The 26424-nt window shown below is 66.4% G+C and carries 22 protein-coding genes; 16 read left to right on the top strand and 6 right to left on the bottom strand.

Translation table 11 applies throughout. The annotated features are described in order from the left end of the window. Positions 1 to 38 precede the first annotated feature (38 nt). A complete protein-coding gene (gene ftsY, locus ABE463_RS05300; protein WP_346467479.1) occupies positions 39 to 1532 on the bottom strand; it encodes a signal recognition particle-docking protein FtsY in 1494 nt (497 codons plus the stop codon). A gap of 172 nt (positions 1533 to 1704) precedes the next feature. Here ftsY and ABE463_RS05295 point away from each other — a divergent pair, with 172 nt between their 5' ends. Continuing rightward, positions 1705 to 2001, top strand: a complete 297-nt coding sequence (locus tag ABE463_RS05295) for a hypothetical protein (RefSeq protein WP_346467478.1) — start codon at positions 1705 to 1707, stop codon at positions 1999 to 2001. Positions 2002 to 2092: 91 nt separating this feature from the next. Here ABE463_RS05295 and htpG read toward each other — a convergent pair whose 3' ends face one another. Then, a complete protein-coding gene (htpG, locus tag ABE463_RS05290; RefSeq protein WP_346467477.1) occupies positions 2093 to 3991 on the bottom strand; it encodes a molecular chaperone HtpG in 1899 nt (632 codons plus the stop codon). A 430-nt stretch (positions 3992 to 4421) separates the two neighbouring features. On the opposite strand from htpG, the gene rsmD reads away from it, so the two are divergent. The 6 genes from rsmD to ABE463_RS05260 all read left to right on the top strand — a co-directional run bounded on the left by rsmD (position 4422) and on the right by ABE463_RS05260 (position 9207). Then, complete coding sequence (gene rsmD, locus ABE463_RS05285) at positions 4422 to 5024, top strand: 16S rRNA (guanine(966)-N(2))-methyltransferase RsmD (RefSeq protein WP_346467476.1); 603 nt, start codon at positions 4422 to 4424, stop codon at positions 5022 to 5024. A 7-nt stretch (positions 5025 to 5031) separates the two neighbouring features. After that, on the top strand, positions 5032 to 5541 hold the full coding sequence (gene coaD, locus ABE463_RS05280) for a pantetheine-phosphate adenylyltransferase (protein WP_123728976.1): 510 nt from the start codon (positions 5032 to 5034) through the stop codon (positions 5539 to 5541). Positions 5542 to 5588: 47 nt separating this feature from the next. Then, positions 5589 to 6080: a hypothetical protein gene (locus ABE463_RS05275; RefSeq protein WP_019183240.1), complete on the top strand. Its 492-nt coding sequence runs from the start codon at positions 5589 to 5591 to the stop codon at positions 6078 to 6080. Positions 6081 to 6205: 125 nt separating this feature from the next. After that, positions 6206 to 6490, top strand: a complete 285-nt coding sequence (locus ABE463_RS05270) for a YfhL family 4Fe-4S dicluster ferredoxin (protein WP_123728977.1) — start codon at positions 6206 to 6208, stop codon at positions 6488 to 6490. Next, positions 6487 to 8223 carry a gamma-glutamyltransferase gene (ggt, locus tag ABE463_RS05265; RefSeq protein WP_123728978.1) on the top strand — a complete coding sequence of 579 codons (1737 nt, stop codon included), beginning with the start codon at positions 6487 to 6489 and terminating at the stop codon, positions 8221 to 8223. Before ABE463_RS05270 ends, ggt begins: the two co-directional genes overlap by 4 nt. Before the next feature lie 96 nt (positions 8224 to 8319). Beyond that, the gene (locus tag ABE463_RS05260) at positions 8320 to 9207 is read left to right on the top strand and encodes an MBL fold metallo-hydrolase (protein WP_259260356.1); all 888 of its coding nucleotides are present in this window, start codon (positions 8320 to 8322) and stop codon (positions 9205 to 9207) included. Between the two features lie 195 nt (positions 9208 to 9402). Here ABE463_RS05260 and upp read toward each other — a convergent pair whose 3' ends face one another. Continuing rightward, entirely contained in the window at positions 9403 to 10038 is a 636-nt protein-coding gene (gene upp / locus ABE463_RS05255) for a uracil phosphoribosyltransferase (protein WP_070470290.1), read from the bottom strand. Between the two features lie 162 nt (positions 10039 to 10200). Here upp and ABE463_RS05250 point away from each other — a divergent pair, with 162 nt between their 5' ends. From ABE463_RS05250 to ABE463_RS05235, 4 genes are read left to right on the top strand one after another with little or no spacing between them, the layout of a single operon-like run. After that, on the top strand, positions 10201 to 12771 hold the full coding sequence (locus tag ABE463_RS05250) for a TonB-dependent receptor (protein WP_346467475.1): 2571 nt from the start codon (positions 10201 to 10203) through the stop codon (positions 12769 to 12771). Then, the gene (locus ABE463_RS05245; RefSeq protein WP_346467474.1) at positions 12771 to 13895 is read left to right on the top strand and encodes a phytase; all 1125 of its coding nucleotides are present in this window, start codon (positions 12771 to 12773) and stop codon (positions 13893 to 13895) included. Before ABE463_RS05250 ends, ABE463_RS05245 begins: the two co-directional genes overlap by 1 nt. Positions 13896 to 13927: 32 nt before the next feature. Next, on the top strand, positions 13928 to 15277 hold the full coding sequence (locus ABE463_RS05240; protein ID WP_346467599.1) for a metallophosphoesterase family protein: 1350 nt from the start codon (positions 13928 to 13930) through the stop codon (positions 15275 to 15277). A gap of 49 nt (positions 15278 to 15326) precedes the next feature. Continuing rightward, a complete protein-coding gene (locus ABE463_RS05235; protein ID WP_346467473.1) occupies positions 15327 to 15962 on the top strand; it encodes an inorganic diphosphatase in 636 nt (211 codons plus the stop codon). Positions 15963 to 15986: 24 nt separating this feature from the next. Here ABE463_RS05235 and ABE463_RS05230 read toward each other — a convergent pair whose 3' ends face one another. Together ABE463_RS05230 and ABE463_RS05225 are read right to left on the bottom strand one after the other, a co-directional pair. Continuing rightward, positions 15987 to 16313: a tetratricopeptide repeat protein gene (locus ABE463_RS05230; protein WP_346467472.1), complete on the bottom strand. Its 327-nt coding sequence runs from the start codon at positions 16311 to 16313 to the stop codon at positions 15987 to 15989. Positions 16314 to 16344: 31 nt separating this feature from the next. Further along, positions 16345 to 16974 (bottom strand): superoxide dismutase, encoded by a 630-nt coding sequence (locus tag ABE463_RS05225; protein WP_346467471.1) that lies wholly within the window; start codon positions 16972 to 16974, stop codon positions 16345 to 16347. Positions 16975 to 17161: 187 nt separating this feature from the next. Between ABE463_RS05225 and ABE463_RS05220 the strand changes: the two genes are divergently transcribed. Further along, positions 17162 to 18577: a deoxyribodipyrimidine photo-lyase gene (locus tag ABE463_RS05220; protein WP_346467470.1), complete on the top strand. Its 1416-nt coding sequence runs from the start codon at positions 17162 to 17164 to the stop codon at positions 18575 to 18577. A gap of 151 nt (positions 18578 to 18728) precedes the next feature. Next, a complete protein-coding gene (locus ABE463_RS05215) occupies positions 18729 to 19424 on the top strand; it encodes an OmpA family protein (RefSeq protein WP_123728987.1) in 696 nt (231 codons plus the stop codon). A 225-nt stretch (positions 19425 to 19649) separates the two neighbouring features. Here the strand turns inward: ABE463_RS05215 and ABE463_RS05210 are convergent, their stop codons facing one another. Beyond that, a complete protein-coding gene (locus tag ABE463_RS05210; protein WP_121041912.1) occupies positions 19650 to 20672 on the bottom strand; it encodes a LysR family transcriptional regulator in 1023 nt (340 codons plus the stop codon). A 366-nt stretch (positions 20673 to 21038) separates the two neighbouring features. On the opposite strand from ABE463_RS05210, the gene ABE463_RS05205 reads away from it, so the two are divergent. From ABE463_RS05205 to ABE463_RS05195, 3 genes are all read left to right on the top strand, one after another. Then, the gene (locus ABE463_RS05205; protein ID WP_346467469.1) at positions 21039 to 21812 is read left to right on the top strand and encodes an SDR family NAD(P)-dependent oxidoreductase; all 774 of its coding nucleotides are present in this window, start codon (positions 21039 to 21041) and stop codon (positions 21810 to 21812) included. A 93-nt stretch (positions 21813 to 21905) separates the two neighbouring features. Further along, on the top strand, positions 21906 to 23123 hold the full coding sequence (locus ABE463_RS05200) for an efflux RND transporter periplasmic adaptor subunit (RefSeq protein WP_346467468.1): 1218 nt from the start codon (positions 21906 to 21908) through the stop codon (positions 23121 to 23123). Between the two features lie 106 nt (positions 23124 to 23229). Then, positions 23230 to 26400 (top strand): multidrug efflux RND transporter permease subunit, encoded by a 3171-nt coding sequence (locus ABE463_RS05195; protein WP_346467467.1) that lies wholly within the window; start codon positions 23230 to 23232, stop codon positions 26398 to 26400. Positions 26401 to 26424 lie beyond the last annotated feature (24 nt).

The raw sequence follows: 26424 nt of genomic DNA, 5'->3' as shown, positions 1-26424 counted from the left end.
AGGAGGGCGGGTGCCACGCCATGCGTGGCTGCATCGGCTCAGGCGCCGAGTGCTTCCGGCAGCAGTGCGTCGACAAAGGCTTCCGGATCGAACACGCGCAGGTCTTCCGGGCGCTCGCCGATGCCGCAGAAGCGGATCGGAATGCCGAACTCACGCGCCAGCGCGAACACCACGCCGCCCTTGGCGGTGCCGTCCAGCTTGGTCACCACCAGGCCGGTCACATTGACCGCGGCATGGAACTGGCGCAGCTGCGAGAGCGCGTTCTGGCCGGTGGTGCCATCGATGACCATCAGCACTTCATGCGGCGCATTGGCGTCGATCTTGCCAAGCACGCGGCGGATCTTGCCGAGCTCGTTCATCAGGCCGGCCTGGGTATGCAGGCGGCCTGCGGTATCGGCGATCAGTACCTCGGTACCGCGGGCCTTGCCGGCCTGCAGTGCATCGAAGGCGACCGAGGCCGCATCGGCGTTCTGGCCCTGCGCGACCACGGCCACGCCGTTGCGCTCGCCCCACGCCTGCAGCTGCGCGACGGCAGCGGCGCGGAAGGTATCGCCCGCGGCCAGCATCAGGCTGTGGCCGTCGTCCTTGAAGCGCTTGGCCAGTTTGCCGATGGTGGTGGTCTTGCCGACGCCGTTGACGCCGACGGTGAGCACCACGAAGGGCTTGGCGGTGCGGTCGATCACCAGCGGCTTGGCCACCGGCTGCAGGATCGCGATCAGCTCGGCGCGCAGCGCGGTGAGCAGCGCGTTGGCATCGGTGAACTCGCGCGCCTTCATGCGCTTGCGCAGGCCTTCGACCAGCGCGGTGGTCGCGCCGACGCCGACATCGGCGGTGATCAGGGCGGTTTCCAGTTCGTCGAGCAGGTCGTCATCAAGCTTGGGATTGCGCGAGAACAGACCGCCGAAGCTGCGGGCGATCACGCTGTTGCGCAGACGCTCGCGCCAGCCGCTCTTGCCGGCGGCGGCGGGGGCCATGTCCTGGGAGGACGGGCGCTCGGTGACGATGGTGGGGGCGACCGGGGCAACCGGGGCAGCGGGAGCGATTGGAGCTGGAACAACCGACGGCGCAATGACGGCCGGCGCCGGGTTGCTCACAGGAGCGGCCGGAATCGGGGTGGGCGTGGCGGGCGCGACACGGGCCTCCAGCGGCGGCTCTTGAGCCGGTGCAGCTACCGTCGGGACGGGGCCGACAGGCTCCTGAACAATTGGCGCGGCCACCGCAGGTGCAGGGGCTGCTGGCGCCGGGGTCACCGGAGCAGGCACCACAGGTGCAGCCACCACGGGCGCAGGAATGACCGGAGCGGGAACCACCGGTGTCGGCGCGATCACCCGCTCTACCGGCGCGGCAGCGGGAACAGGCGTTTCCACCACGGGCGGCAGCGGCGCAGGCGCAGGCGCAGGCGCCGGCGGTGCAGCAGGCTCGGTCTTGGCCTGCGGGAACGCGGCAGCCAGCTCCTCGGCGGAGTAATGCTGGGTCTTGGCCGCCTCTTGCGGGGCGTCCTGGGGCTTTTTGCGACGGAAGAAGCTGAGCATTGGCAAAAGACGCTGAAATCAGAGGGCTATGCTACCACTGCGCCCCGAATGCCCATGGGCGTGCAGGTGCGGTGGGGCGGGACTCAAGTAATGGCCGATGCGGCCGTTACCGGTTGTGAAGGGCTGCGCCATGCGGGCGCGGCCGGGACGGCGAAACGGGAAACGGTGAACGATGAGCGTGATGTCCATTGCCAGCGCCGGCATGCGTGCCGCCTCGCTGGGCGTACAGGCGGCCGCCTCCAACGTGGCACGATTGCCGGTGGCTGATTCCACACGCCTGGGTGTGGCGCAGGCCGCAACGGCAGGCGGCGGTGTCACCGCCACCGTGGTCGCCGCCCCCGACGATGCCAACGCGCCGATCGCGGATATGCTCACGGCCAAGCAGGCTGCGCTGGCGTTTGCCGCCAACGCAACCGTGGTCCGGCGTCAGGACGAGATGCTGGGCACCTTGCTCGACCGCTGGGCCTGAGCCAAGCGCGCGCGCTGACCGCCGCGCGGCGCCATGCATCATCAACCGCGGTGGGCGCCGACCCGTGGCCGGCACCCATGGGCAGCACGACTTACGCCGACAGCTCCAGCAGCAGCTTGTTGAGCCGGCGCACATACGCGGCCGGGTCCTTCAGCGTGTCGCCCGCGGCCAGCGCGGCCTGATCGAACAGCACGCGGCTCAGGTCGTCGAAGCGCGCGGCATCGCCTTCCTGGTCCAGCTTGCCGATCAGCGGATGGGCCGGGTTGAACTCGAACACCGGCTTGCTGTCCGGCACCTTCTGCCCACTGGCTTCCAGGATCTGGCGCATCTGCAGGCCCAGGTCCTGCTCGCCGATCGCCAGGATCGCCGGGGAATCGGTCAGGCGGTGCGAGACGCGCACATCGGCAACGTCCTCACCCAGCGCGGACTTGATGCGGTCCACCAGCGCCTGCTTGTCCTTGGCGACGGCTTCCTGCGCCTGCTTGTCTTCGGCGCTTTCCAGCGCGCCCAGGTCCAGATCGCCACGCGCGACATCGACGAACGACTTGCCGTCGAATTCGGTCAGGTACCCCATCAGCCATTCGTCGATGCGGTCGGTGAGCAGCAGCACTTCGATGCCCTTCTTGCGGAAGACTTCCAGGTGCGGGCTGTCCTTGACCTGGGTGTGGCTGTCGCCGGTCAGGAAGTAGATCTTGTCCTGGCCCTCGATCATGCGGCCCACGTAATCGGCCAGCGAGACGCTGGGCTCGCTACTGGCATCATGGGTCGAGGCGAAGCGCAGCAGGCCGGCGATCTTTTCGCGGTTGTTGAAGTCTTCGGCCGGTCCTTCCTTGAGCACCTGGCCGAACTGCTTCCAGAAGCCGGCATAGATCTCCGGCTGGTCCTTGGCCAGCTTTTCCAGCATGTCCAGCGAGCGCTTGGTCAGCGCAGACTTCATCGAATCGATGACCGGGCCGGACTGCAGGATTTCGCGCGAGACGTTCAACGACAGATCGTTGGAATCCACCACGCCCTTGATGAAACGCAGGTACAGCGGCAGGAACTGCTCGGCCTGGTCCATCACGAAGACGCGCTGCACGTACAACTTCAGGCCCTTGGGTGCGTCGCGGTGGTACAGATCGAACGGCGCATGGCCGGGGACGTACAGCAGCGAGGTGTACTCGAGCTTGCCTTCCACCTTGTTGTGGCTCCACGCCAGCGGGTCCTGGTGATCGTGCGCGGCGTGCTTGTAGAACTCCTGGTACTCGGCGTCGGTGATCTCGTTGCGCGGGCGCGTCCACAGGGCGCTGGCACGGTTGACGGTCTCCCATTCGATCTCGGCCGGGGCGTCTTCGCCGTGGTGTTCCTTGACCATCTGGATCGGCAGGCCGATGTGGTCGGAGTACTTCTTGATGATGCCGCGCAGACGCCAGCCATCGGCGAAGTCGCGCTGGTCGTCCTTCAGGTGCAGCACGATGCGGGTGCCGCGCTCGGGCTTGTCGATGCTTTCCACGTCGAACTCGCCTTCGCCGCGCGAAGACCAGTGCACGCCCTCGCTGGCGGGCAGGCCGGCACGACGGGAATAGACATCGACCTGGTCGGCGACGATGAAGGCGCTGTAGAAGCCGACGCCGAACTGGCCGATCAGCTGCGAGTCCTTCTTCTGGTCACCGGAGAGCTGGCGCAGGAAGTCGCCGGTGCCGGACTTGGCGATGGTGCCCAGGTGCGCGATCGCCTCGTCACGGCTCATGCCGATGCCGTTGTCGTCGATGGTCAGGGTGTTGGCGGTGGCGTCGAAGCTGACGCGGATGCGCAGGTCGCCGTCGTTCTCGAGCAGGACCGGCTGGGTCAGCGCTTCGAAGCGCAGTTTGTCCGAGGCGTCGGCGGCGTTGGAGATGAGCTCGCGAAGGAAGATTTCCTTGTTGGAGTACAGCGAGTGGATCATCAGCTGCAGCAGCTGTTTGACTTCGGTCTGGAAGCCCAGGGTTTCTTTTTGGGTCTGCACGGTCATGGGTCGTGTTGCTCCTTGGGGCATTGCCGCGCCCGGCGCGGCGGCTGGCTCAAGGGGTAGGGGTGGATTGTCCCGAATTCAAGGCCGCCACCTCCAGCACGGCGCCTGTCTGTCTGCGTGGGGAGGGCGGCGGGTACGGGGTGCCGGGACGCGGCGTGAACCCCTCCATGGGGCCTCGTGGGCAAGCATCCATGCTGCCCAACGGTCCCGGCCCCCCGTACCCGCCACCCTCCTGTCAGGGGGCGCGTGTGGTGCGGTTGGATCCGTGCGGTACATGGACGTCGTTGCCCCGGCACATGATTTGGTCCGAGGACGAGGCGGCTCTTACCGCTACAACCTAGAATGTCGTCCTGAACCGCCTGCCATCCGTGCCCATGACTCTCTTACGCCCGTTCGCCCATCCCGCTTCCATCTGTCCCCGGAGCCACGCATGAAGCCGCGGCAGCCGGCGGGCGCCGTGGGCCAGGTGCGGATCATCGGGGGCAAGTGGCGCAATACGAAGCTGCCGGTGCCGCTGTCACCGGGGCTGCGGCCCAGCAGTGACCGGGTGCGCGAGACGCTGTTCAATTGGCTGATGCCGCGGCTGGGCGGGGCGCGGGTGCTGGATCTGTTCGCCGGGAGCGGGGCGCTGGGGCTGGAGGCGGTGTCGCGGGGGGCGGCGCAGGCGACGCTGGTGGAGCGGGATGTGGCGTTGTCCCGGCAGCTGCGTGAGTCGGTCGCCAAGCTGGGGGCGCAGGACCAGATCGCGGTGGTGCAGGCCGATGCGCTGCAGTGGCTGCGGCAGCCGGCCGGGGCGCTGGCGGATATCGTGTTCATCGATCCGCCGTTCGCCGATGGGCTGTGGGAGGCCGTGATCGCCGGGCTGCCGTCGCATCTGGCCGCCGATGCCTGGCTGTACGTGGAGTCCCCGGCCGATCAGGCGCCGAAGATGCCCGCGCCGTGGCTGCTGCACCGTGAGGGGGGCACCCGGGAGGTCCGTTTTGCCCTGTATCGGCGCGCCACTGCTACACTTTCACCAGACCAACACGCGTAGCTGACGTATGACCGTGGCCAACCGCCGCATTGCTGTCTACCCGGGCACCTTCGATCCGATCACCAACGGTCACATCGATCTGGTGAACCGCGCTGCACCCCTGTTCGAGAAGGTGGTGGTGGGCGTGGCGCAGAGCCCGTCCAAGGGGCCGACCCTGCCGCTGGAGCAGCGCGTGCAGCTGGCTCGCGATGCGCTGGGCCACAACCGCAACGTGGAAGTGCGTGGTTTCGATACCCTGCTGGCGCATTTCGTGCGCTCGGTACAGGGCGGCATCCTGCTGCGCGGCCTGCGCGCGGTGTCCGATTTCGAATACGAATTCCAGATGGCGAGCATGAACCGCCATCTGATCCCGGAGGTCGAGACCCTGTTTCTGACCCCGGCCGAGCAACACAGCTTCATTTCGTCTTCGCTGGTCCGCGAGATCGCCCGTCTGGGCGGCGACGTGTCCGGCTTTGTGCCGTCCGCTGTGCTTGAGGCGCTGCGCAAGGTCCGTGAAGCGAAGTCGGCCCAAGCGTAGTACCTGCAAGACCCATACATACCAAGAATCACCAAGGGAGGAATTCCATGAACAACACCATGCGTGCCATGTTGATCGCGTCGTTCGCGCTGGCCTTTACCGCCTGCAAGAAGGAAGAGGCCGCGCCGGTCGTCGAAGCCCAGCAGGCGCTGGTCGCCCCGGCTGCCGATGACGATGCCGGCTGGAAGAAGTACCTGCAGGCCGTGGCCGTGCAGAACATGGGCAACATCAGCAACAGCCCGTACCTGTACTACCTCGCCCCGGAATCGGATCCGGAATTCGCGGCCAAGTATGAGCGTCAGGTCGAGAGCGCCACCCAGGCCGTGGGCCGTGGGGTGCAGCCGGGCAACATGCTGGCCTTCGGTTCCTCGGCCTCGGCCAAGATGGCCGACATGATCCAGGCCGTGTTCAAGGACGTCTCGCCGGATTCGATGAAGGGTGTGCGCGTGGTGTTCATCGGCAAGGCTGCCGACAACGCCCGTGTCCAGTCGATCATCCAGCCGACCGGCGCCGAGTACATCTTCGTCGAAGCCAAGTAACCCGTGCAGTGGCGGCTGCGCCTCGTGCGCGGCCCGGGTGGCGCCCGCAGGGGCGTCACCGATGACCGGCCCGCGCGCCCGCGTGGGCCGGTTCTCATCCGCCGGCGCGGGCGTGGAGTAACGCCATGTCGCTGAAAATCAATGAGCTCTGCGTCAATTGCGACGTCTGTGAGCCGGCCTGTCCCAATCAGGCCATCTCGATGGGTGAAACCATCTACGTGATCGATCCGGCCCGCTGCACCGAGTGCGTGGGGCATTTCGACGAACCCCAGTGCGTGGTCGTCTGCCCGGTCGAATGCATCGATCCCGATCCGGACATTCCGGAAACCCAGGACGCTCTGCTGGCCAAATTGCATGGGCTGCAGCGCGATCATCCCGAATTGTATGTCACGGAGTTTGTGCCCAAATGAGAACGCTGTCGCGTCGCTGGTTGCTGCTTGTCCTGCTGGTGGCCCCGGGTGCCTGGGCCGCGGAACCCGCGCAGGCGGCCCTGGCCAAACATCCTGACGGTGCCGCCGTCGCCAGTGGCCATCACCTGGCCACCGAAGCCGGCATGGAAATCCTGGCCAAGGGCGGCAACGCGTTCGATGCGGCCGTCGCGGTTTCGGCCACGCTGGCCGTGGTCGAGCCGATCAGTTCCGGCCTTGGCGGCGGCGGTTTCTTCCTGCTGCACGATGCGGCCACCGGCAAGGATGTGATGCTGGACGCGCGCGAAACCGCGCCGCAGTCCGCCACCCCCGAAGCCTTCCTGGACAAGAAGGGCGAGCTGGACCGCGACCGTTCGGTCAATGGTGCCTGGTCGGCCGGTATCCCGGGCCTGCCGGCAGCACTGGTGGAGCTGTCCTCCAAGCACGGCAAGCTGCCGCTGAAGACCTCGCTGGAACCGGCCATGCGCATCGCGCGCGAGGGCTTCCCGGTGTACGCACGCATGGCCAAGGGCTATCAGTCCCGGCGTGAGGTGATGCAGCGCTACCCTGGCACCCGCGAGGTGTATGAGCGCAACGGCAAGCCGATCGCCGAAGGCGACGTGTTTCGCCAGCCGGAATTAGCCAGGACCATGGAGCGCCTGGCCGACCAGGGCTTCGATGGCTTCTACCGTGGCGAGACCGGCAAGCTGCTGCTCAAGGGCGTGAAGCAGGCCGGCGGCCAGTGGACCGCGGAGGAATTGGCCGGCTACCGGGTCAAGCTGCGCGAGCCGATCGCCTTCAAGTACCGCGACTGGACCATCACCACCGCCTCTCCGCCGTCCTCCGGCGGCATCGCGCTGGCGGCCATGCTGCAGATCCTGGAAGGCTGGGACCTGAAGTCGATGGACCAGGCCCACCGCACCCACTTGGTAGTGGAAGCGATGCGCCGTGCCTACCGCGACCGCACCTTCTTCCTGGGGGATCCGGACTTCGTGGATATCCCGCAGAAAGTGCTGACCAGCAAGGATTACGCGCAGGGCCTGCGCGCCACCATCCATCCGGAGAAGGCGACCCCGAGCGACCTGCTGTCAGGCAACCCGACGCCGCTGGAAGATGACGAGACCACGCATTTCTCGATCATCGACCGCGAAGGCAACCGCGTCGGCGCCACCCAGACCGTGAACCTGCTGTACGGCTCGGGCCTGATTCCGTCGGGTACCGGCGTGCTGCTGAACAACGAAATGGACGATTTCGCGCTGAAGCCGGGCACGCCCAATGCCTTCGGCGTGATGGGCTATGCGGCCAATGCGCCGAAGCCGGGTAAGCGCATGCTTAGCTCGATGACCCCGACGTTCATGGAGTCCGCCGACAAGGTCGTGGTGCTCGGCACGCCCGGTGGCAGCCGCATCATCACCATGGTGCTGCTGGGCATCCTCGGCTACGACGATGGCCTGACCGCCCAGCAGGTCGCCGCGTTGCCGCGCTACCACCACCAGTGGCTGCCCGACCGGATCGAGGCCGAGGACGGCACCTTCGATACGGATACCATCAAACAGCTGCAGGCGATGGGCCACAAGATCGATCTGCCCGGCGACACCGCCGCGGGCGGTCGCGGCTCCAGCCATGTCTGGGGCAACCTGCAGACGGTGGAATGGGACCGCCGCAGCAATGTCCTCAGCGGTGGCAGCGACCCGCGCAACCCGGTCGGCAGCGCCGCGGTCAGCCAAGCGCATTGATTGATCGCAGTAACGAGAAACCCCGTCCCAGTGGCGGGGTTTTTTCATGGGCGACGGCTAGCGAATATTTAACGTGCGCCGCCGGATAATTTGCGAATGAAACTATGGTCCATCCGCGGTAACTCCCAGAAACTCGACGGCGGCGCGATGTTCGGCAATGCGCCGCGCGCGGTCTGGGAAAAATGGGCGGCGCCGGACGATCTCAATCGGATCGAACTGGCGTGCCGTGCATTGCTTGCCAGCCCCCTGGCCGGCAAGACGGTGCTGTTCGAAACCGGTATCGGCGCGTTCTTCGAGCCGAAACTGCGGGACCGTTACGGCGTGCAGGAACCCAGCCACGTGCTGATCGAATCCCTGCGCGAGGCGGGGTTCGAGCACGAAGACATCGACGTGGTGGTGCTGAGCCACCTGCACTTCGATCATGCCGGCGGCCTGCTGGCACCGTGGAGCGAAGGGCGCTCGCCGGAACTGTTGTTCCCGAATGCAACCTTCCTGGTCGGTGCCGAACACTGGGCGCGTGCGCTGCATCCGCACCCGCGCGACCGGGCCAGTTTCATTCCGGAGCTTCCCGGCCTGCTGGAGGCGAGTGGGCGGCTGGAAATCGTCGACGGCCCGTACTCAACCACCCTGGGTGACAGTGTGCGTTTCAGCTTCAGCGACGGGCATACCCCGGGCCTGATGCTGGCCGAGATCATCGGGCCGGAAACAGTGGACGGCCAGACGCGGGGTGGCGTGGTGTTCTGCGCGGACCTGATCCCGGGCCGCTCGTGGGTGCATGTGCCGATCACCATGGGTTACGACCGCAATGCCGAACTGCTGATCGACGAGAAGCGCAGCTTTCTGGAAGACAAACTGGCCCGCAACGTCCATCTGTTTTTCACCCACGACCCGCAGTGCGCGCTGGCGCAGGTGTCACGCGATGAAAAGGGCCGCTTCGGCACCGTGCACGAACAGGGCGAACTGAAGGCGCGCGCGCTGGCGTAACGCCAGGGTTGGCCCGGCCGCGCACCGCCCGGCACTGCCGCCTGCGCAACCGCACCGGTAGGTGCCGACCGTTGGTCGGCACGGCTCCCCACGGTGTCCCACGCTACCGGACATGCAGCCGGTGCGACGCCCGGGCATGACCAGGCCATGTGAAGCACCGACGGCCGTTGAGGGCCGCCGGTCAGAACGATGGAATCAACCGACCACGCGGGTCCCGAAAATCCGGTCGCCGGCGTCGCCCAGGCCCGGCAGGATGTAGCCCTTCTCATTGAGCTGGGCATCGATGGCCGCAGTGAAGATCTCCACGTCCGGATGCACCGCCTGCACGGCGGCGATGCCTTCCGGTGCGGCGACCAGGAAGATGCCCTTGATCCGGCGTGCGCCAGCGCGCTTGAGCATGTCGATGGTGGCGATCAGGGTGCCACCGGTGGCCAGCATCGGGTCCAGGATCAGCGCATCGCGCTCTTCTAGGCGGCCGGTCAGGCGCTCGAAATAGGGCACCGGTTGCAGGGTTTCCTCATCGCGCTGCAGGCCGACCACGCTGACGCGCGCGGCGGGGATCAGCGACAGCACGCCACTGAGCATGCCCAGGCCGGCGCGCAGGATCGGCACCACGGTGATCTTGGCACCGGCAATGCGCTGCACCGTCACCGGGCCGGCCCAGCCGGCCATGGTGTGGGCCTCGGTCTCCAGATCGGCGGTGGCCTCGTACGCCAGCAGCCCACCGAGCTCGTTGGCCAGCTCGCGAAAGTCCTTGGTGCTCAGGGACGCATCGCGCATCAGGCCGATCTTGTGCTGCACCAGCGGATGGCGCACTTCGACGATTTTCATGGGGGGAATAACTGGCAAAGGAGAGGCCGATAGTGTGCCGCAACACCCCACCGAAGCCAAAAGCCGACGCCGGCACCGACCTTCGATGTCCCCGGTGTCATCCCCATGCAACCTCCCGGACATACCGTGCTGACCCATTCTTTACACAGATTGGGGAAGGCAGTGCAGAAGAAGCGTCCGTTGGGCCTGGCGATCAGCCTTTCGTTGCTGGCGGTGATCACCCCGTCGGCCCATGCCGCCGATACGCCCGATGGCGGCACGGTGGCCGGCAGCGCCGCAGCCAGTGCCGCCGCGATCGATCTGGACCGGGTCGAAGTCCGCCCGCAGCTGGAGTCGCAGACCCGCGCGGTCGACCTCAAGCGCAGCAGCGATGCGATTGAAGATGCGGTGTCCTCCGATGCCATGGGCGTCTACCCGGACCAGAACGTGGCGGAATCGCTGCAGCGCCTGCCCGGCGTCAGCGTTACCCGTGACCAGGGTGAGGGGCGCTTCGTGGTCATCCGTGGCCTGGATGCCAATCTCAACAGCGTCAGCGTCGATGGCATCGCGATTGGTACCCCGGAAGACTCCAGCCGCGCGGCCCCGCTGGACGTGATTCCCTCCGACTCGACCGAGCGCCTGCGCGTGGTCAAGTCGCCCACTCCGGATATGCCGGGTGACGCCATCGGCGGTGCGATCCTGGTCGAGTCCGCCTCGGCGTTCGACCGCGAAGGCCGCAACCTGCGCGGCAAGATCGAAGCCAGTCACCAGCAGCTCTCCGGCAACACCAGCCCGAAGGCCGCGATCAACTACAGCGAAGTGTTCGCCGATACCTTCGGCGTGGCGCTGGGGGTGAACTACCAGAACCGCAAGTTCGAATCGGACAACACCGAAGTGGAGTACGACACGTTCGATGGCGGTGCCGAGGACGACCTGTTCGCCACCAGCCTGCAGCAGCGCAAGTACGAGATCGAGCGCAAGCGCATCGGTGCGAACCTCAATCTGGATTGGCACCCGGATGAAGACAATCGTTATTACCTGCGCACGCTGTACAGCCAGTTCGACGATGCCGAAACCCGCCAGCGCACCATCTTCAACTTCGGCGATGGTGACGTCACCGCGCTGGGCAGCAACCAGTACCGCGTCGATGACCTGCCGGCCGATGCGATCCAGAAGCGCATGCGCTACCGCACCAAGAAAGAAAACACCTTCACCACCAGCGCCGGCGGCGAGAACCGCCTGACCAATGCGGTGGTCGATTACAAGGTCGGTTACACGCGTACCGAAGAGCGCGTCAACGATGAGATGGAGGCGCGCTTCGAGTACAACGGCGATGACCTCGGCGCCAGCGTCGATCAGAACAGTGGCATCCCGCGCTACAGCCTGAACAGCGCGCAGTGGATGGACAACGGCAACTACGATTTCGATCGTTTCGTGGTGTCGCCCAAGCAGGTCAACGACAGCGAACGCAGTGCGCAGATCAACGTGCGCTTCGATGGCGATGCCTCCAGCATCAAGTTCGGCCTGCTCGGCCGCTGGCGCGACCGCGACGTCAATGTCGATGAGCGCGAACTGCGCGTCGGCCCGGACGTGGCGTTGTCGGACTGGACCACCTCCACCCCCGATCACCGCGGCGGCAGCCTCGGCCAGGGCATGAGCTCGGATGCGATGCGCCGCTACTGGGCGCAGTCTGGTGGTCAGTACAGCGCCCGCCCGCAGGATACCGGCGGCAATGCGCTGACCTCGCTGGAAGAGGACTACACCGCCAGCGAAGACATCTTCGCCAGCTATGCGATGGGCACCTGGGATGTCGGCGCGCTGCGCATCATCGGCGGTGTCCGCGTGGAGAACACCCAGTTCAGCGCCACCGGCAACAGCGTCGAGGTGGCCGGTAACGGCCGCAGCTTCACGGTCACCCCGTTGAGCGTGAGCCGCAGCTACACCAATGTGCTGCCCGGCTTGCACCTGCGTTACGACGCGGGGGATGACTGGGTGCTGCGTGCGGCCGCCAACAAGACCGTCTCGCGCCCGTCGTTCGGCGATGTGGCGCCGCGTGTCGGCCTGAGCCGGGGTGACGAGGAAGTCCGGATCGGCAATCCGCAGCTGGATCCGTATGAATCCAGGAACATCGACCTCTCGCTCGAGAAGTACATCGGCAGCACCGGCATCGTCTCGCTGGGCGTGTTCCACAAGTCGATCGACGGCTACATCGTCAACACGGTGAGCAACAACGATCCGGCGTATCCGGACTTCGAGGTCACCCGGGTGATCAACGGCAACAAGGCCACGGTCAAGGGCGCCGAGTTCAACTGGCAGCAGCAGCTCGCCTTCCTGCCGGCCGGCTGGGATGGCCTGCTGGTGGGTGCCAGCGGTACCTGGCTGGATACCGATTTCGAACCCGGCGTGGCTGGCCGCGAGCGCGACGACTTCATGCTGCCGCGCGCCTCCAAACACGTGTACAGCGCGCACATCGGCTATGAAAAGGCCGGCTTCAGCACCCGCGTGGCCGCGGTCTACCGCAGCGAGTACCTGGATTCACTCGGCGACAGCCGCGCCTATGACATCTATGTGGCGCCCAACACCCAGCTCGATTTCAGCATGGACTACAAGATCACCTCGAACGTCAGCGTCTACTTCGAAGCGCAGAACCTGCTCGACAAGCCGCTGGAGCTGTACCAGGGCGTGCGCTCGCGCACCCTGCAGAACGAGGAATATGGCCGCACCTACGCCCTTGGCCTGAAGGTGGCCCTGTGATGCGCGCGTCCCATGGTCTTAGCCTGCTCGCGCTGGCGCTGCTGACCGCCTGCAGGCCGACGGCCGCGCCCGACGCAGCGGCGCCGGCCCCGGTGGTCGCACCGACCGGCACTGACGCCTCCACGGCACGTGATGTGGCCACCGTCGCCGAGGCGTTCCTGACCCCGATGACCCCGGACGACAACATCGACTCGCCGGCCAGCTGGACCACGCCCGACGGCCAGGTCTGGTTGATCGCCACCGCCAAGGCCACCGACAAGCTGGTGGTCTACGACGGGCAGACTGGCGCAAAGCTGCGTGACGTCGGCAGCCTCGGCACTGCCCCGGGCCAGTTCGACCGCCCCAACGGCATCGCCGTGGTCGATGACCTGGTGCTGATCGTGGAGCGCGACAACCACCGCGTGCAGGTGCTGCAGCTGCCGGACTTCACCCCGCTGGGCGTGTTCGGCGCCGACGATCTGCGCAAGCCGTACGGGCTGTGGGTGAACAGGCAGGGCAATGGCTACGACGTGTACGTCACCGATTCCTACGATGCGGGCGAAGATGCGCAGGGCAACGACGTGCTGCCGCCGCTGGCCGAGCTGGACAAGCGCGTGCGCCGTTACGCGCTCACCGTGCAGGGCGGCAAGGCGCAGGCTACGTTGACGGCCAGTTTCGGTGACACCACCGAGGCCGGCGCGCTGCGCGTGGTCGAATCGATCTGGGGCGACCCGGCCAACGATCGCCTGCTGATCGCGGAAGAAGACGAAACCTATGCCAGCGAGTTCAAGGTTTACACGCTGGAAGGCCGCTTCAGCGGCACCACGTTCGGCCGCGATGCCTTCCAGGCCCAGGCCGAGGGCGTGATGCTGCGCACCTGTGGCAAGGATGGCTGGTGGATCACCACCGAGCAGGGTAAGCAGCGCAGCGTGTTCCATCTGTTCGACCGGCACAGCCTGAAACATGTCGGTGCATTCCAAGGCAATACGGTGGCCAACACCGACGGCATCTGGTCGACGCAGACACCGTCCGCGCGCTTCCCGCATGGCGCGCTCTATGCCGTGCACGATGACCAGGGCGTGGTGGCCTTCGACTGGGCGAGCATCGCCAAGCAGTTGTCGCTGCCGCTGGAGTGTGGTGCGTGAGCCGCGTTCCTGCCGCCCTGACCGCGCTGACGATGGCGCTGCTGCTGTGCAGTGGCAGCGCCTTGGCAAAGAAGGACGCCGAGACCGGTGCCGAGCCCAACACCCAGGTGCCGGCCGGCAGCCGTCACTACGCGGCGACCGGCTTCCCGGATCGCCTGGTCGCTTCGCCGGCGCAGGACGCTGCCCGCGGTTTCTCGGTTGCGTGGCGGACCGACACCTCGGTCAAGGCGCCGGTGCTGGAATGGGTACTGGCCGGTGATTCGCCGGATGTGGGGACGCCCACCCGCATCACCGCCACCACGCAGGCGCTGACCACCGAACTGGGCGCGTCCCATCATCACCGTGCCGACATCATCGGCCTGCAGCCGGACACGCTGTACCTGTGGCGCGTGCAGGGTCAGAACACCTGGAGTGCCTGGAACCAGCTGCGCACCGCCGGCCGTGCCGAGCAGCCGCTCACGTTGTTGTATTTCGGCGATACCCAGAACAAGAACCTCAGCCACGTCTCGCGGGTGATGCGCGCCGGCATCAAGGCCGCCCCGGACGCGCGCGTGAGCCTGTTCGCCGGTGACCTGGTCAGCGGCGGCGACGGGCAGGACGACAGCGAGTGGGGCGAGTGGTTCGCCGCTGCCGGCTGGCTGCCGCAGGAGACCGCCGTGGCCCCGGCGATCGGCAACCACGAGTACTTCGAGGAGTTCGAAGACACCCCGCAGGAGCGTCGCGTGCTCGGCCGTCATTGGCCGGTGACGTTCGCGCTGCCGCGTAATGGTGTGGACGCCGCGGATACCAGCACCTACTGGTTCGACTACCAGGGCGTGCGCATCGCCGTGCTCGACGGCACCTCCGCGCTCGATCTCGGCACCGCCAAGGCGCAGGCCGCCTGGCTGGACACGGTGCTGGCCGACAATCCGCACCCGTGGAGCATCGTGCTGCTGCACCAGCCGTTCTACTCCCCGCGCGAAGGCCGTGAGAACACCGAGCTGCGCGATGTGCTGCTGCCCGTGGTGCGCCGCCACCAGGTCGATCTGGTCCTGCAGGGCCACGACCACACCTACGGTCGCCGTGGCGAAGGGCAGGGCGCGACGCCGCAGTTCGTGGTCACCGTGGCCGGGCCGAAGCAGTACCGGCTTTCGGATGAAGCCCGTGCCACCATGGCCCCGGTGGGTGAGGACACGCAGCTGTTCCAGGTGTTGAAGATCGATCCGAGCCACCTGCGTTACGAGGCGCGCACCGTCACCGGCCGCCTGTACGACGGCTTCGAGTTGACACGCGGCACCGATGGCCGCAAACAGAAAACCGAACTGACGCAGGGACGCATCGCCCCCCGTGACTGCACGCGCGCCCAGACCCTGAAGGGCCGCGCCGACCGTTGCTGGGAATGACCGACCGGCCGGGCCGCTGCGGCGCGCCCGGCCTTCTGTGGAGATCGAGATGATCCATCGCCGTTCCATCGCGCGGGCCGCCTTGGCCACCTCGCTGCTGCTGCTCGCCGGTGCCAGCGTGGCCGGCAATGCCGTCCTGCACCCCTTTCTCGCCGCGCAGCCGAAGAACGCGCCGGACGAAGTGCATCTGGCCGTGGAGATCCCGGCCGGCAGCGTCACCAAATACGAGATCAAGGAAGACGGTCTGGTCCATGTGGACCGCTTCCAGTCGATGCCGGTGGCATACCCGGCCAACTACGGCTCGATGCCGCGCACCCTGGCCGGCGACAACGATCCGCTGGACGCACTGGTGTTGACCCGCGAGCCGCTGCATCCTGGCGTGATCGTGCGGTTCCGTCCGATCGGCTACCTGAAGATGGTCGATGACGGCGAGCAGGATGAAAAGGTCATCGGTGTGCCGACCGACAAGATCGATCCCACCTACGCCACCATCCGCGATCTGGATGACCTGCCGCTGATCGAACGGCAGCGCATCGAAGCCTTCTTCCGCGTCTACAAGGACCTGCCGGTCGGCCGCAATCCGGTCCAGCTCAACGGCTGGGGCAATGCCGCCGAGGCCAAGGCGCTGATCCGTGCCTCGATGCAGCGCTTCGACGCGCAGCAGCGGCGCGCGAAGGGCGACTGATCAGCCACGTGCCATCCCGGGCGATCACACCCGGCTCGCATTCGCCTTCTGAAGTCGCCGCAGGAACACGGCCATCTCCTTGGCCGCCTGCTTGTCGCCGTTGGTCTCGGCGACGGTACTGCCTTGGTGCCAAGCCTGTGCCGCCGCGTCGATGTCGCCGGCGGCCAGATGCGCTTTGCCCAACCATTTCCAGCCCGCCGAGTAGCCCGGATCCTGCGCCACACAGCGCTGCAGGTGGATGACTGCCTCCGCGGTGTCGCCCTCGTCGAGCAGGGCCTTGCCCAGGCCGAAGCGGAGCAGGGCGCTGTCGCGACCACGCTCTAGCAGACGTTGCAGTGCGGGGATATCCATCGCTGTCTCTACCGTGCAGTACCGGCGCCCATCAACGCCCGCCGGCGGCCTGGTAACGGCGCGCCACTTCGGTCCAGTCGATCAGTTCGAAGAAGGCGGCGATGTAGTCCGGGCGGCGGTTCTGGTAGTTGAGGTAGTAGGCGTGTTCCCACACATCCAGCCCGAGGATCGGGGTACCGCCGGAGAGGCCGGCGAACTCGCCCATCAACGGGTTGTCCTGGTTCGGGCTGCTCTCCACCAGCAACTTGCCATCACGGCTCAACGTCAACCATGCCCAGCCACTGCCGAAACGGGTCTGAGCGGCCTTGGTGAAAGCCTCCTTGAACGCGGCGTAGCCGCCGAGATCGCGCTCGATGGTGGCAGCAACGGTGCTGTCCGGCTGGCCGCTGTTGGGGGTCAGCACCGTCCAGAACAGGCTGTGGTTGGCATGTCCGCCGCCGTTGTTACGGACGGCGTTGCGCAATCCCTCGGGCAGGGACCCGATATCGGCGATCAGCGCATCGATGTCGGTGCTCTCGATGCCGGCATCGGCGAGCGCGGCATTGAGGTTGGTGATGTAGGCCTGGTGGTGCTTGGCATGATGGATCTCCATCGTGCGCGCATCAAAGTGCGGTTCGAGTGCGTCGTAGGCGTAGGGCAGGGCTGGGAGGGTGTAGGCCATGGATATCTCCGGAAGAGCAGGTGGGGGCGGTGCCGGCAAGCAGCACGGTGATGCCACGATAGAACCTCAAGCGTGATTGAGGTCAAGCGTGGCGATGTGGAACAGTGCGGGCCATTCACGCGCCATCGCTGCCTCTCCTTCACCTGCACTGGCTATCATTGCCCTTCGAATCTTCCGGGGTAGTCTCGTGTCGGTAGCGTTGGTGTGGTTTCGCCGTGACCTGCGGTTGCAGGACAACCCGGCCCTGCAGGCCGCTCTGGCTGCCGGCCATGTGCCGGTGCCGGTCTACATCCACGCGCCACACGAAGAAGGCGACTGGGCGCACGGTGGCGCGTCGAACACCTGGCTGCATCGCTCGTTGGCCGCGCTCGACACGGACCTCCGTGCGCGCGGCTCGTCGCTGGTGCTCCGCCAAGGCGACAGCCAGGCACAGTTGCAGCAGCTGATCGAGCAGACCGGTGCGGTCGCGGTGTACTGGAACCGCAAGTACGAGCCGGCCACGCAGCCCCGCGACGCGAAGATCAAGCGGGAACTGCGCGAGCAGGGTATCGACGCCGAAAGCCACAACGGCAGCCTGATGTTCGAACCGTGGGACGTAGCGACCCAGCAGGGCGGGCCGTACAAGGTGTTCACTCCATTCTGGCGCAATGCGCTGACCCGTCTGCAGTTGCCGGCCCCGACCTGCTTGCCCGAGCGGCTGCCCGCGCACAGCGCCAGCGGCGAGAGTCTCGACACGCTTGGCCTGGCACCGTCGATTCCGTGGGATCGACAGTTCTGGGACCATTGGCAACCGGGCGAGGCGGGCGCGCACGAGGCGCTGACCGTCTTCATCGATGGGGCGCTCAACGGTTATCGCGAGCAGCGTGATCTGCCGGACCGTGTGGGCACCTCGCTGCTGTCGCCGCATCTGCATTTCGGCGAGATTGCCCCGTGGCAGATCGCGCGTCGTCTGCAGGGCGAGCGCAGCGCCAGTCGCGATGCCGACATCGACGGCTACATCCGCGAGTTGGGCTGGCGCGAGTTTTCGTATCACCTGCTGCATCACTTCCCGCAGACCCCGGATCACAACCTCAACCCGCGCTTCGATCAGTTCGACTGGGCCAAGCCCGATGCCGACGCGCTGCGTGCGTGGCAGCAGGGCCGTACCGGCATCCCGATCGTGGATGCGGGGATGCGCGAGCTGTGGGCCACCGGCTACATGCACAACCGCGTGCGCATGATCGTCGCCAGCTACCTGTGCAAGCACATGCGCCAGCATTGGCGCGAAGGTGCGCGCTGGTTCTGGGACACCCTGGTCGACGCGGATCTGGCCAACAACACCATGGGGTGGCAGTGGGTTGCCGGCACGGGGGCGGACGCAGCGCCTTACTTCCGGATCTTCAATCCGGTGACGCAGTCGCAGAAGTTCGATCCGCAGGCGTGCTACATCACGCGCTGGGTACCCGAACTGGGTGCACTACCCGTGAAGGCACGCTTCGCACCGTGGCAATCGCCGCAGCTGCTGGCCGAGCTCGCGCCGGGCTACCCGGCATTGCCACTGGTGGATCTGAGCGAGGGCCGGGATGCCGCGTTGGCAGCGTATCGGCATACCGGCGGGGCGTGACCGGCGCACCGTAAAAGTCGCTTTCGCCGTAACCGTTTACCTGAACAGGGAGCTGCCGGGCGTGACATTCATCATGCCGGCATCGCGTTGGGCTGTTTATGCTCTTCACGCCCCGCACGCCGGCGGCGTCCGGTAACCAAGGAGAAACCTCATGATTCGACCTGCAACCCGCAACGTGGCCCTGGCCCTGATGACCGCTGCCGCCCTGACGGCCTGCGCCACCGGCGGCTCGTACGTCCAGAGTGACCAGTACGGCAACCCCGTCGAACAGCAGAACCGTACCGGCCGCAATGCCCTGATCGGCACCGCCGTCGGCGTCGCTGCCGGCCTGCTCAGCGGCAACAGTGCCACCGAGCGCCGCCAGCACGCCATGATCGGTGCTGGTATCGGCGCACTCAGCGGCGCGGCCGTGGGCCAGTACCAGGACCGCCAGGAACGCGCGCTGCGCGAACGTACCGCCAACACCGGTATCGACGTCTCCCGTAATGGCGACAACCTGGTCCTGAACCTGCCGGACGGCATCACCTTCGATTTCGGCAAGTCCACGCTGAAGCCGCAGTTCTACGGTTCGCTCAACGGCGTGGCCAGCACGCTGGCCGAGTACAACCAGACCATCATCGAAGTGGTCGGCCACACCGACAGCATCGGCAGCGACGCGGTCAACAACCGCCTGTCCAAGGAACGCGCCGACTCCGTCGCCGCCTACCTGGCCGGCCAGGGTGTGCAGCGCGCCCGCATTGAGACCCTGGGTGCCGGCAAGGCCTACCCGATTGCCGACAACAACACCGATGCCGGCCGCGCGCAGAACCGCCGCGTCGAGATCCGTGTGATTCCCTTGCAGCAATAACGGCGCGCCAGCGCGCTGTTATTGCGTGTAGCGAGCCACAGGTTCGCAACACAAAAATGCCGCCCTTACAGGCGGCATTTTTTGTAGGTACCGGCCGCTGGCCGGTACGCCCGGAACAACTCCGTCCGCTCGCACACCCACACGACCGCACCGCCCAAACGACAACGCCGCCCAAGGGCGGCGTTGTCGTTCATACGGCACTTCGCTGATGAAGCATCGACAGCATTACCCCGCGGTCACCGTCTCCAGAATCCGCTTCCCGGCCGCCTGCAGCTCCGTTTCAACCTGGGTCTGCTGCTGCTTGGCCAGCTTCGCGGCCGGGCACTGGGCCAGCATGTAGTTGGCGTCGAAGTTCATCTTCTCGACCAGGAAATCGACGAACGCGCGCACCTTCGGCGAGACCAGCCGGCCGCCGGCGAACACCGCGTTGAAGTCCACTTCCGGCCCGGTCCAGCCGGCCAGCACGCGGCGCACCATCCCCGATTCAACGAACGGCTTGGCCATCACGTCACCGGTCAACAGCAACCCTTCGCCGCACACCAGTGCACCGTTCAACGCGGACGGATCATTGGCCACCAGCAGCGGATTCACCGGGAAATCGAGCAGCTCGCCCCCGTTCTCGCCCAACTGCCAGAAGAAGCGGTTGTTGTTGAGGTTGCGCGCTTTGCGCATGGCCAGGATGCGGTGGAACTGCAGCTCATCCGGATGCAGCGGCTCGCCGTAGCGTTCGATGTAGGCCGGGCTGGCGAACACCTGCGTGCGCAGGCTGCCCAGCTTGCGCGCGACCAGGTTGGAGTCGGGCAGGGTGCCCACGCGCAGCGCCAGATCCGCTTCACCGGCAATCAGGTCGAGCTTCTCGTTGCCCAGGTGCATGTCCAACTGGATTTCCGGGTACTGCGCATGGAACTGGCCGAGCAGTGGTGCGATCCAGGTGATGCCGATCGAATAGGGCACGGTGAAGCGCAGCCAGCCACGCGGGCCGGACTGCAGCTGGTTGACCGCGCCTTCGGCTTCTTCCAGTTCGCGCGCGATGCGCTGGCAGTGCTCGTGATACACCGAGCCCGCTTCGGTAAGGCCGAGGCGGCGGGTGGTCCGGTGCAGCAGGCGTGCGCCAAGACGCGTTTCCAGTTCCTGCACTTTGCGGCTGACCGTCGTCTTGGGCAGCCCCAGTGCAGTGGCGGCGGCAATGAAGCTGCCTTGCTCGACCACTTTGACGAAGATCAGCGTGTCGTTGAGATCGTGGGCCATGACGGGATCCAAGGTCGGGGGAGGAGAGAGTGCCGCAAATGATTGTGCCGGGCACGGGATGATTATTCCCCTAAATCCGGACTAATCAAGGGGGAGTTTGAGGACTAATCTGGCGCCATTCCAGATATGAAGGACGACAACCATGTGGTTGCGGAACATTCTTGGCCGCCTGCGTAGCGGCCCAAACGCCCCGCTGGACCTGGCGCTGACCGTGGAACCCCGCTTGGGGTCCCTGTCCCGCAAGGCTTTCCGGGAGTTCACTCCGCCTGCCAACATGCAGCGTGGTGGCAGCATTCGCCTTGGCGCCCGTGGCGGTGACCGACTGGGCCGGATTGGGATTATCCCGGCGACGGGAGTGAAAGTCCCATGAATGGGACATTGGCCCCCGAGGTGCTGGTGCTCGGTGGCACCGGCAGCGTGGGCCAGGGCATCGTGGCTGCGCTGCTGGAGGCCGGAAGCCCCGTGCTGGTGGTCGGCCGCGATCCCGCGCGGCTGACTGCGCTGCAGGAGCAGTTCGCCGATGAGCCCGGGCTGGAAGTGCTGCTCGGCTCGTTGGGCGATGACGGCTCGGCGCGCACCGTGGCCGAGCGCCTGGGCGGGCGTCGGCGCACGCTGGCCGCCGTGGTCGATGCGATGGGCGGGCCGTACAACCGCGGCCGCGTGACCGACCGCAGCGGCGACGCCCTGTTGCAGGCGCTGCAGGCCGATGTGATGCCGCATGTGCATGCCGGGCGGCACCTGCTGCCGTTGCTGCGCGGTGGCGCACAGACGCGTCGCTATGTGCTCGTGGGCGGTCCGGCCGGCTTCAAGCCGTGGGCCGGTCACGGTGAGTCGTCCATCACCATGTCCACCACGCGCATGTACGCGCAGGTGCTGCACCAGGAAGCCCAGGCGCTGGGCGTGCGCGCGCAGATGCTGGAAGTGTGCAACCCGGTCTGTACCCCGGCCAACGCGGCCAATGCCTGCATCGAGTGGCCGAGCGCACTGCTGGTCGGCCGCCGCGTGGTCTCCCTGCTCGACAACTGCGCCGACAACCGCGCCATCGTCCGCTGCGACGCGCGCGACGCCGAACTGCCGCGCGGACTGCTGCATCTGGATTGGCCTCCCTCGCTGTCGCGCAACACCGCCGGCACCGCTTGACCTTCACCTAGGTTCAGGTCCCAGGCTACGCCCCCACGTCGCCCCGTCTCTTCGATTTCCCTGTATCACCACCCCTACGTACGGATGCATGTCATGACTTCTTCCTCTTCCACCCCGCACCGTTTCACCCGACGGCTGGCCCTGGCCGGCGTGTCGATTCTTGCCGCCGCGGTGCTGACCGCCTGCAGTGGCAGCCACGCTGAAGAAGCCGGCATGCCGCCGCCGCCCTCGGTCAGTGCCGCCCCGGTGCTGGTCAAGCAGGTCAGCCAGTGGGACGATTTCAGTGGCCGCGTTGAAGCGGTCGAAAGTGTTGAACTGCGCCCGCGTGTCTCCGGCTACATCGACAAGGTCAACTATGTCGAAGGCCAGGAGGTCAAGAAGGGCGATGTGCTGTTCACCATCGACGCCCGCAGCTACCGCGCCGAACTGGATCGCGCGACGGCCGAACTCAACCGCGCCCGCACCCAGGCCCAGGTGAGCCGCAGCGAAGCCGACCGTGCCCGCCGCCTGTCCGACCAGCAGGCCATCTCCACCGAGACCTGGGAACAGCGCCGTGCCGTGTCCGAGCAGGCCCTGGCGCAGGTGCAGGCTGCTCAGGCCGCCGTCGATGCAGCCCGCTTGAACATGGAGTTCACCCAGGTGCGCGCACCCATCAACGGCCGTGCCGGCCGCGCGATGGTGACCGCCGGCAACCTGGTTACCGCCGGCGACAGCGCCAGCGTGCTGACCACGCTGGTTTCGCTGGACAAGGTGCATGTGTACTTCGATGCCGATGAAGGCACCTTCCTGCGTTACGCCCAGATGGCGCGCAAGGGTGAACGCCCGAGCGAGCGCGACAGCGAACTGCCGGTGAAGGTCGGCCTGTCCGGTGAAGAGGGCTTCCCGCACGAAGGCAAGGTCGACTTCCTGGACAACCAGGTGACCCGCAGCACCGGCACCATCCGGGTCCGCGCGCTGTTGGACAATGCCGACCGCGCCTTCACCCCGGGCCTGTTCGCCCGCGTGCAGCTGCTCGGCAGCGGCCAGTTCCAGGCCATGCTGATCGATGACAAGGCCGTGCTGACCGACCAGGACCGCAAGTTTGTCTACGTGGTCGACAAGGACAACAAGGCACAGCGCCGCGATATCCAACTCGGCCGCACGGCCGACGGCCTGCGCATCGTTGAGCAGGGCCTGAAGGCTGGTGACCGCGTGATCATCGACGGCGTGCAGAAAGTCTTCATGCCCGGCATGCCGGTCCAGGCCAAGGCGGTTGCGATGCAGCCGGCTGGCGGCACCGTCGCCCCGAAAGCCACCGCCGCTCTGAACTGATCTTCCCTCGCTGATGCCCCGTGCGGGGCTGCCCGTCTCCGCTGTCGTCCGCGACAGCGGCAGGGGTCCTGCACGCCGGTGTCGGCGAACACCCAGGAATCCACCCATGGACTTTTCCCGTTTTTTCATTGACAGGCCGATCTTCGCGGCGGTGCTGTCGATCGTGATCTTCGCCGCCGGCCTGATCGCGATTCCCATGCTGCCGATCAGCGAGTACCCCGAAGTGGTGCCGCCCTCGGTGGTGGTGCGCACGGTGTACCCGGGCGCCAATCCCAAGGTGATTGCTGAAACCGTGGCCACGCCACTGGAAGAAGCGATCAACGGCGTGGAGGACATGATGTACATCAAGTCCGTCGCCGGCTCCGACGGCGTGCTGCAGATGACCGTGACCTTCCGCCCGGGCACCGACCCGGATGAAGCCGCGGTCAAGGTGCAGAACCGTGTGGCCCAGGCGCAGGCGCGCCTGCCTGAAGACGTGCGCCGCCAGGGTGTGTCCACCCAGAAGCAGTCGCCGACCTTCCTGATGGTGGTCCACCTGACCTCGCCGGACGGCAAGTACGACTCGCTGTACCTGCGCAACTACGCGCGCCTGCACGTCAAGGATTCGCTGGCACGCCTGCAGGGCGTCGGCGATGCGCAGATGTTCGGCGGCGGTGACTACGCGATGCGTGCGTGGTTGGACCCGGACAAGATCGCCGCCCGTGGCCTGACCGCCAGCGATGTGGTGCGTGCGATGCGCGAGCAGAACGTGCAGGTCTCGGCCGGCCAGCTCGGCGCCGAACCGATGCCGAGCAGCGACTTCCTGACCCTGATCAACGCCCAGGGTCGCCTGCGCAGCGAGCAGGAGTTCCGCGACATCGTGCTCAAGGCCGGTGACGACGGTGAAGTGGTGCGCCTGTCCGATGTCGCCCGCCTGGAACTGGGCGCCGGTGACTACACGCTGCGCTCGCAGTTGGACGGCAAGAACGCGGTCGGCATCGGTATCTTCCAGGCCCCGGGTGCCAACGCGCTGGAGATCCGTGACTCGGTCATCCACACGATGGACGAGCTGACCAAGCAGTTCCCGGCCGGCGTGAAGTACGAAGCGGTGTACGACACCACCATCTTCGTGCGTGACTCGGTCAAGGCTGTGGTCTCCACGCTGCTCGAAGCGATCGCGCTGGTGGTGCTGGTGGTGATCCTGTTCCTGCAGACCTGGCGCGCCTCGATCATTCCGTTGATCGCCGTGCCGGTGTCCATCGTGGGTACGTTCGCGGCGCTGTACGTGCTGGGCTTCTCGATCAACACCCTGACCCTGTTCGGGCTGGTGCTGGCGATCGGCATCGTGGTCGATGACGCGATCGTGGTGGTGGAGAACGTCGAGCGCAACATCGAAGAAGGCCTGACCCCGCTGGCTGCGGCGCACCAGGCGATGCGTGAAGTGTCCGGCCCGATCGTGGCGATCGCGCTGGTGCTGTGCGCGGTGTTCGTGCCGATGGCGTTCCTGTCGGGCGTGACCGGTGCGTTCTACAAGCAGTTCGCCGTCACCATCGCGATCTCGACCGTGATCTCGGCGATCAACTCGCTGACCCTGTCGCCGGCCCTGGCCGCGCGCCTGCTCAAGCCGCACGGTGCACCGAAGGATGGCCTGACCCGTCTGATCGATCGTCTGTTCGGCTGGATCTTCCGTCCGTTCAACCGCTTCTTCAAGACCAGCTCGGAGAAGTACCACGGTTCGGTCGGCCGCCTGCTGGGCCGCCGTGGCCTGGTATTCGTGGTCTACGCGGGCCTGCTGCTGGCCACCGGTCTGATGTTCAAGGCGGTGCCGGCCGGCTTCATCCCGACCCAGGACAAGCTGTACCTGATCGCCGGTGTGAAGCTGCCGGAAGGCTCCTCGATCGCACGGACCGACGCCATGCTGGCCAAGGTCGCCGAGATCGCGCGCAACACCGATGGCGTGGCGCACACGATCCAGTTCCCGGGTCTGAACGCGCTGCAGTTCACCAATACGCCCAACACCGGCGTGGCGTTCGTTCCGCTCAAGCCGTTCAGTGAGCGCAAGGGCCGCACCGCCGCGCAGATCAATGCCGAGATCAATGCCAAGATCGCCGGGCTGCAGGAGGGCTTCGCGTTCTCGATGATGCCGCCGCCGATCCTCGGTCTGGGCAACGGCAACGGCTATCAGATGTTCATCCAGGACCGCGGCAACCTCGGTTACGGCGCACTGCAGACCGCGGTGAGCACGATGCAGGGCGCGGTCGCGCAGACGCCGGGCATGGCGTTCCCGATCACCAGTTACCAGGCCAACGTGCCGCAGCTGGATGCCGAAGTGGACCGCGTCAAGGCCAAGGCCCAGGGCGTGGAACTGACCGAGTTGTTCGACACCCTGCAGACCTACCTGGGCTCGTCGTACGTGAACGACTTCAACCAGTTCGGTCGTACCTGGCAGGTGATTGCCCAGGCCGACGGCCAGTTCCGTGACAGCGTGGAAGACATCGGTCGCCTGCGTACCCGCAACAACCGTGGCGAGATGGTGCCGATCGGCTCGATGGTCACCGTAAAGGAAACCTACGGTCCGGATCCGGTGCTGCGCTTCAACGGTTACCCGGCGGCCGATCTGGCCGGCGAAGCCGACCCGCGCATGCTGTCCTCGGCCGAGGCCATGGCCAAGCTGACCGAGATCGCCGGGCAGGTGCTGCCGGTGGGCATGCAGACCGAGTGGACCGACCTGAGCTACCAGCAGGCCACCCAGGGCAAGGCCGCCTTCATCGTGTTCCCGGTAGCGATCCTGCTGGCGTTCCTGGTGCTGGCTGCGCTGTATGAAAGCTGGTCGCTGCCGCTGGCGGTGATCCTGATTGTCCCCATGACCCTGCTGTCTGCGTTGTTCGGCGTATGGATGACGGGCGGTGACAACAACGTGTTCGTGCAGGTCGGCCTGGTGGTGCTGATGGGCCTGGCATGCAAGAACGCCATCCTGATCGTCGAGTTCGCCCGAGAACTTGAAATGGGCGGCAAGGGCATCGTGAAGGCTGCACTGGAAGCGTGCCGCCTGCGTCTGCGCCCGATCGTGATGACCTCCATCGCGTTCATCGCCGGCACCATCCCGCTGGTGATCTCGCATGGCGCCGGTGCGGAAGTCCGCTCGGTGACCGGTATCACGGTGTTCGCCGGCATGTTGGGCGTCACCCTGTTCGGCCTGTTCCTGACCCCGGTGTTCTACGTGGCCCTGCGCAAGTTCGTCAGCCGTAATGGCGGCGGGCAGCTGGTGACCCACGGCGAACCGACCATCCACCACTGATTCCTTCCCCCGCGAGGTTTTTCC

Origin of the sequence: Stenotrophomonas sp. TWI819 (genome assembly GCF_039673075.1) — a bacterium.
Classification (GTDB): domain Bacteria; phylum Pseudomonadota; class Gammaproteobacteria; order Xanthomonadales; family Xanthomonadaceae; genus Stenotrophomonas; species Stenotrophomonas rhizophila_B.
Note: the sequence above shows the minus strand (reverse complement) of the source record. Positions and strands in the feature narration are given on the sequence as shown.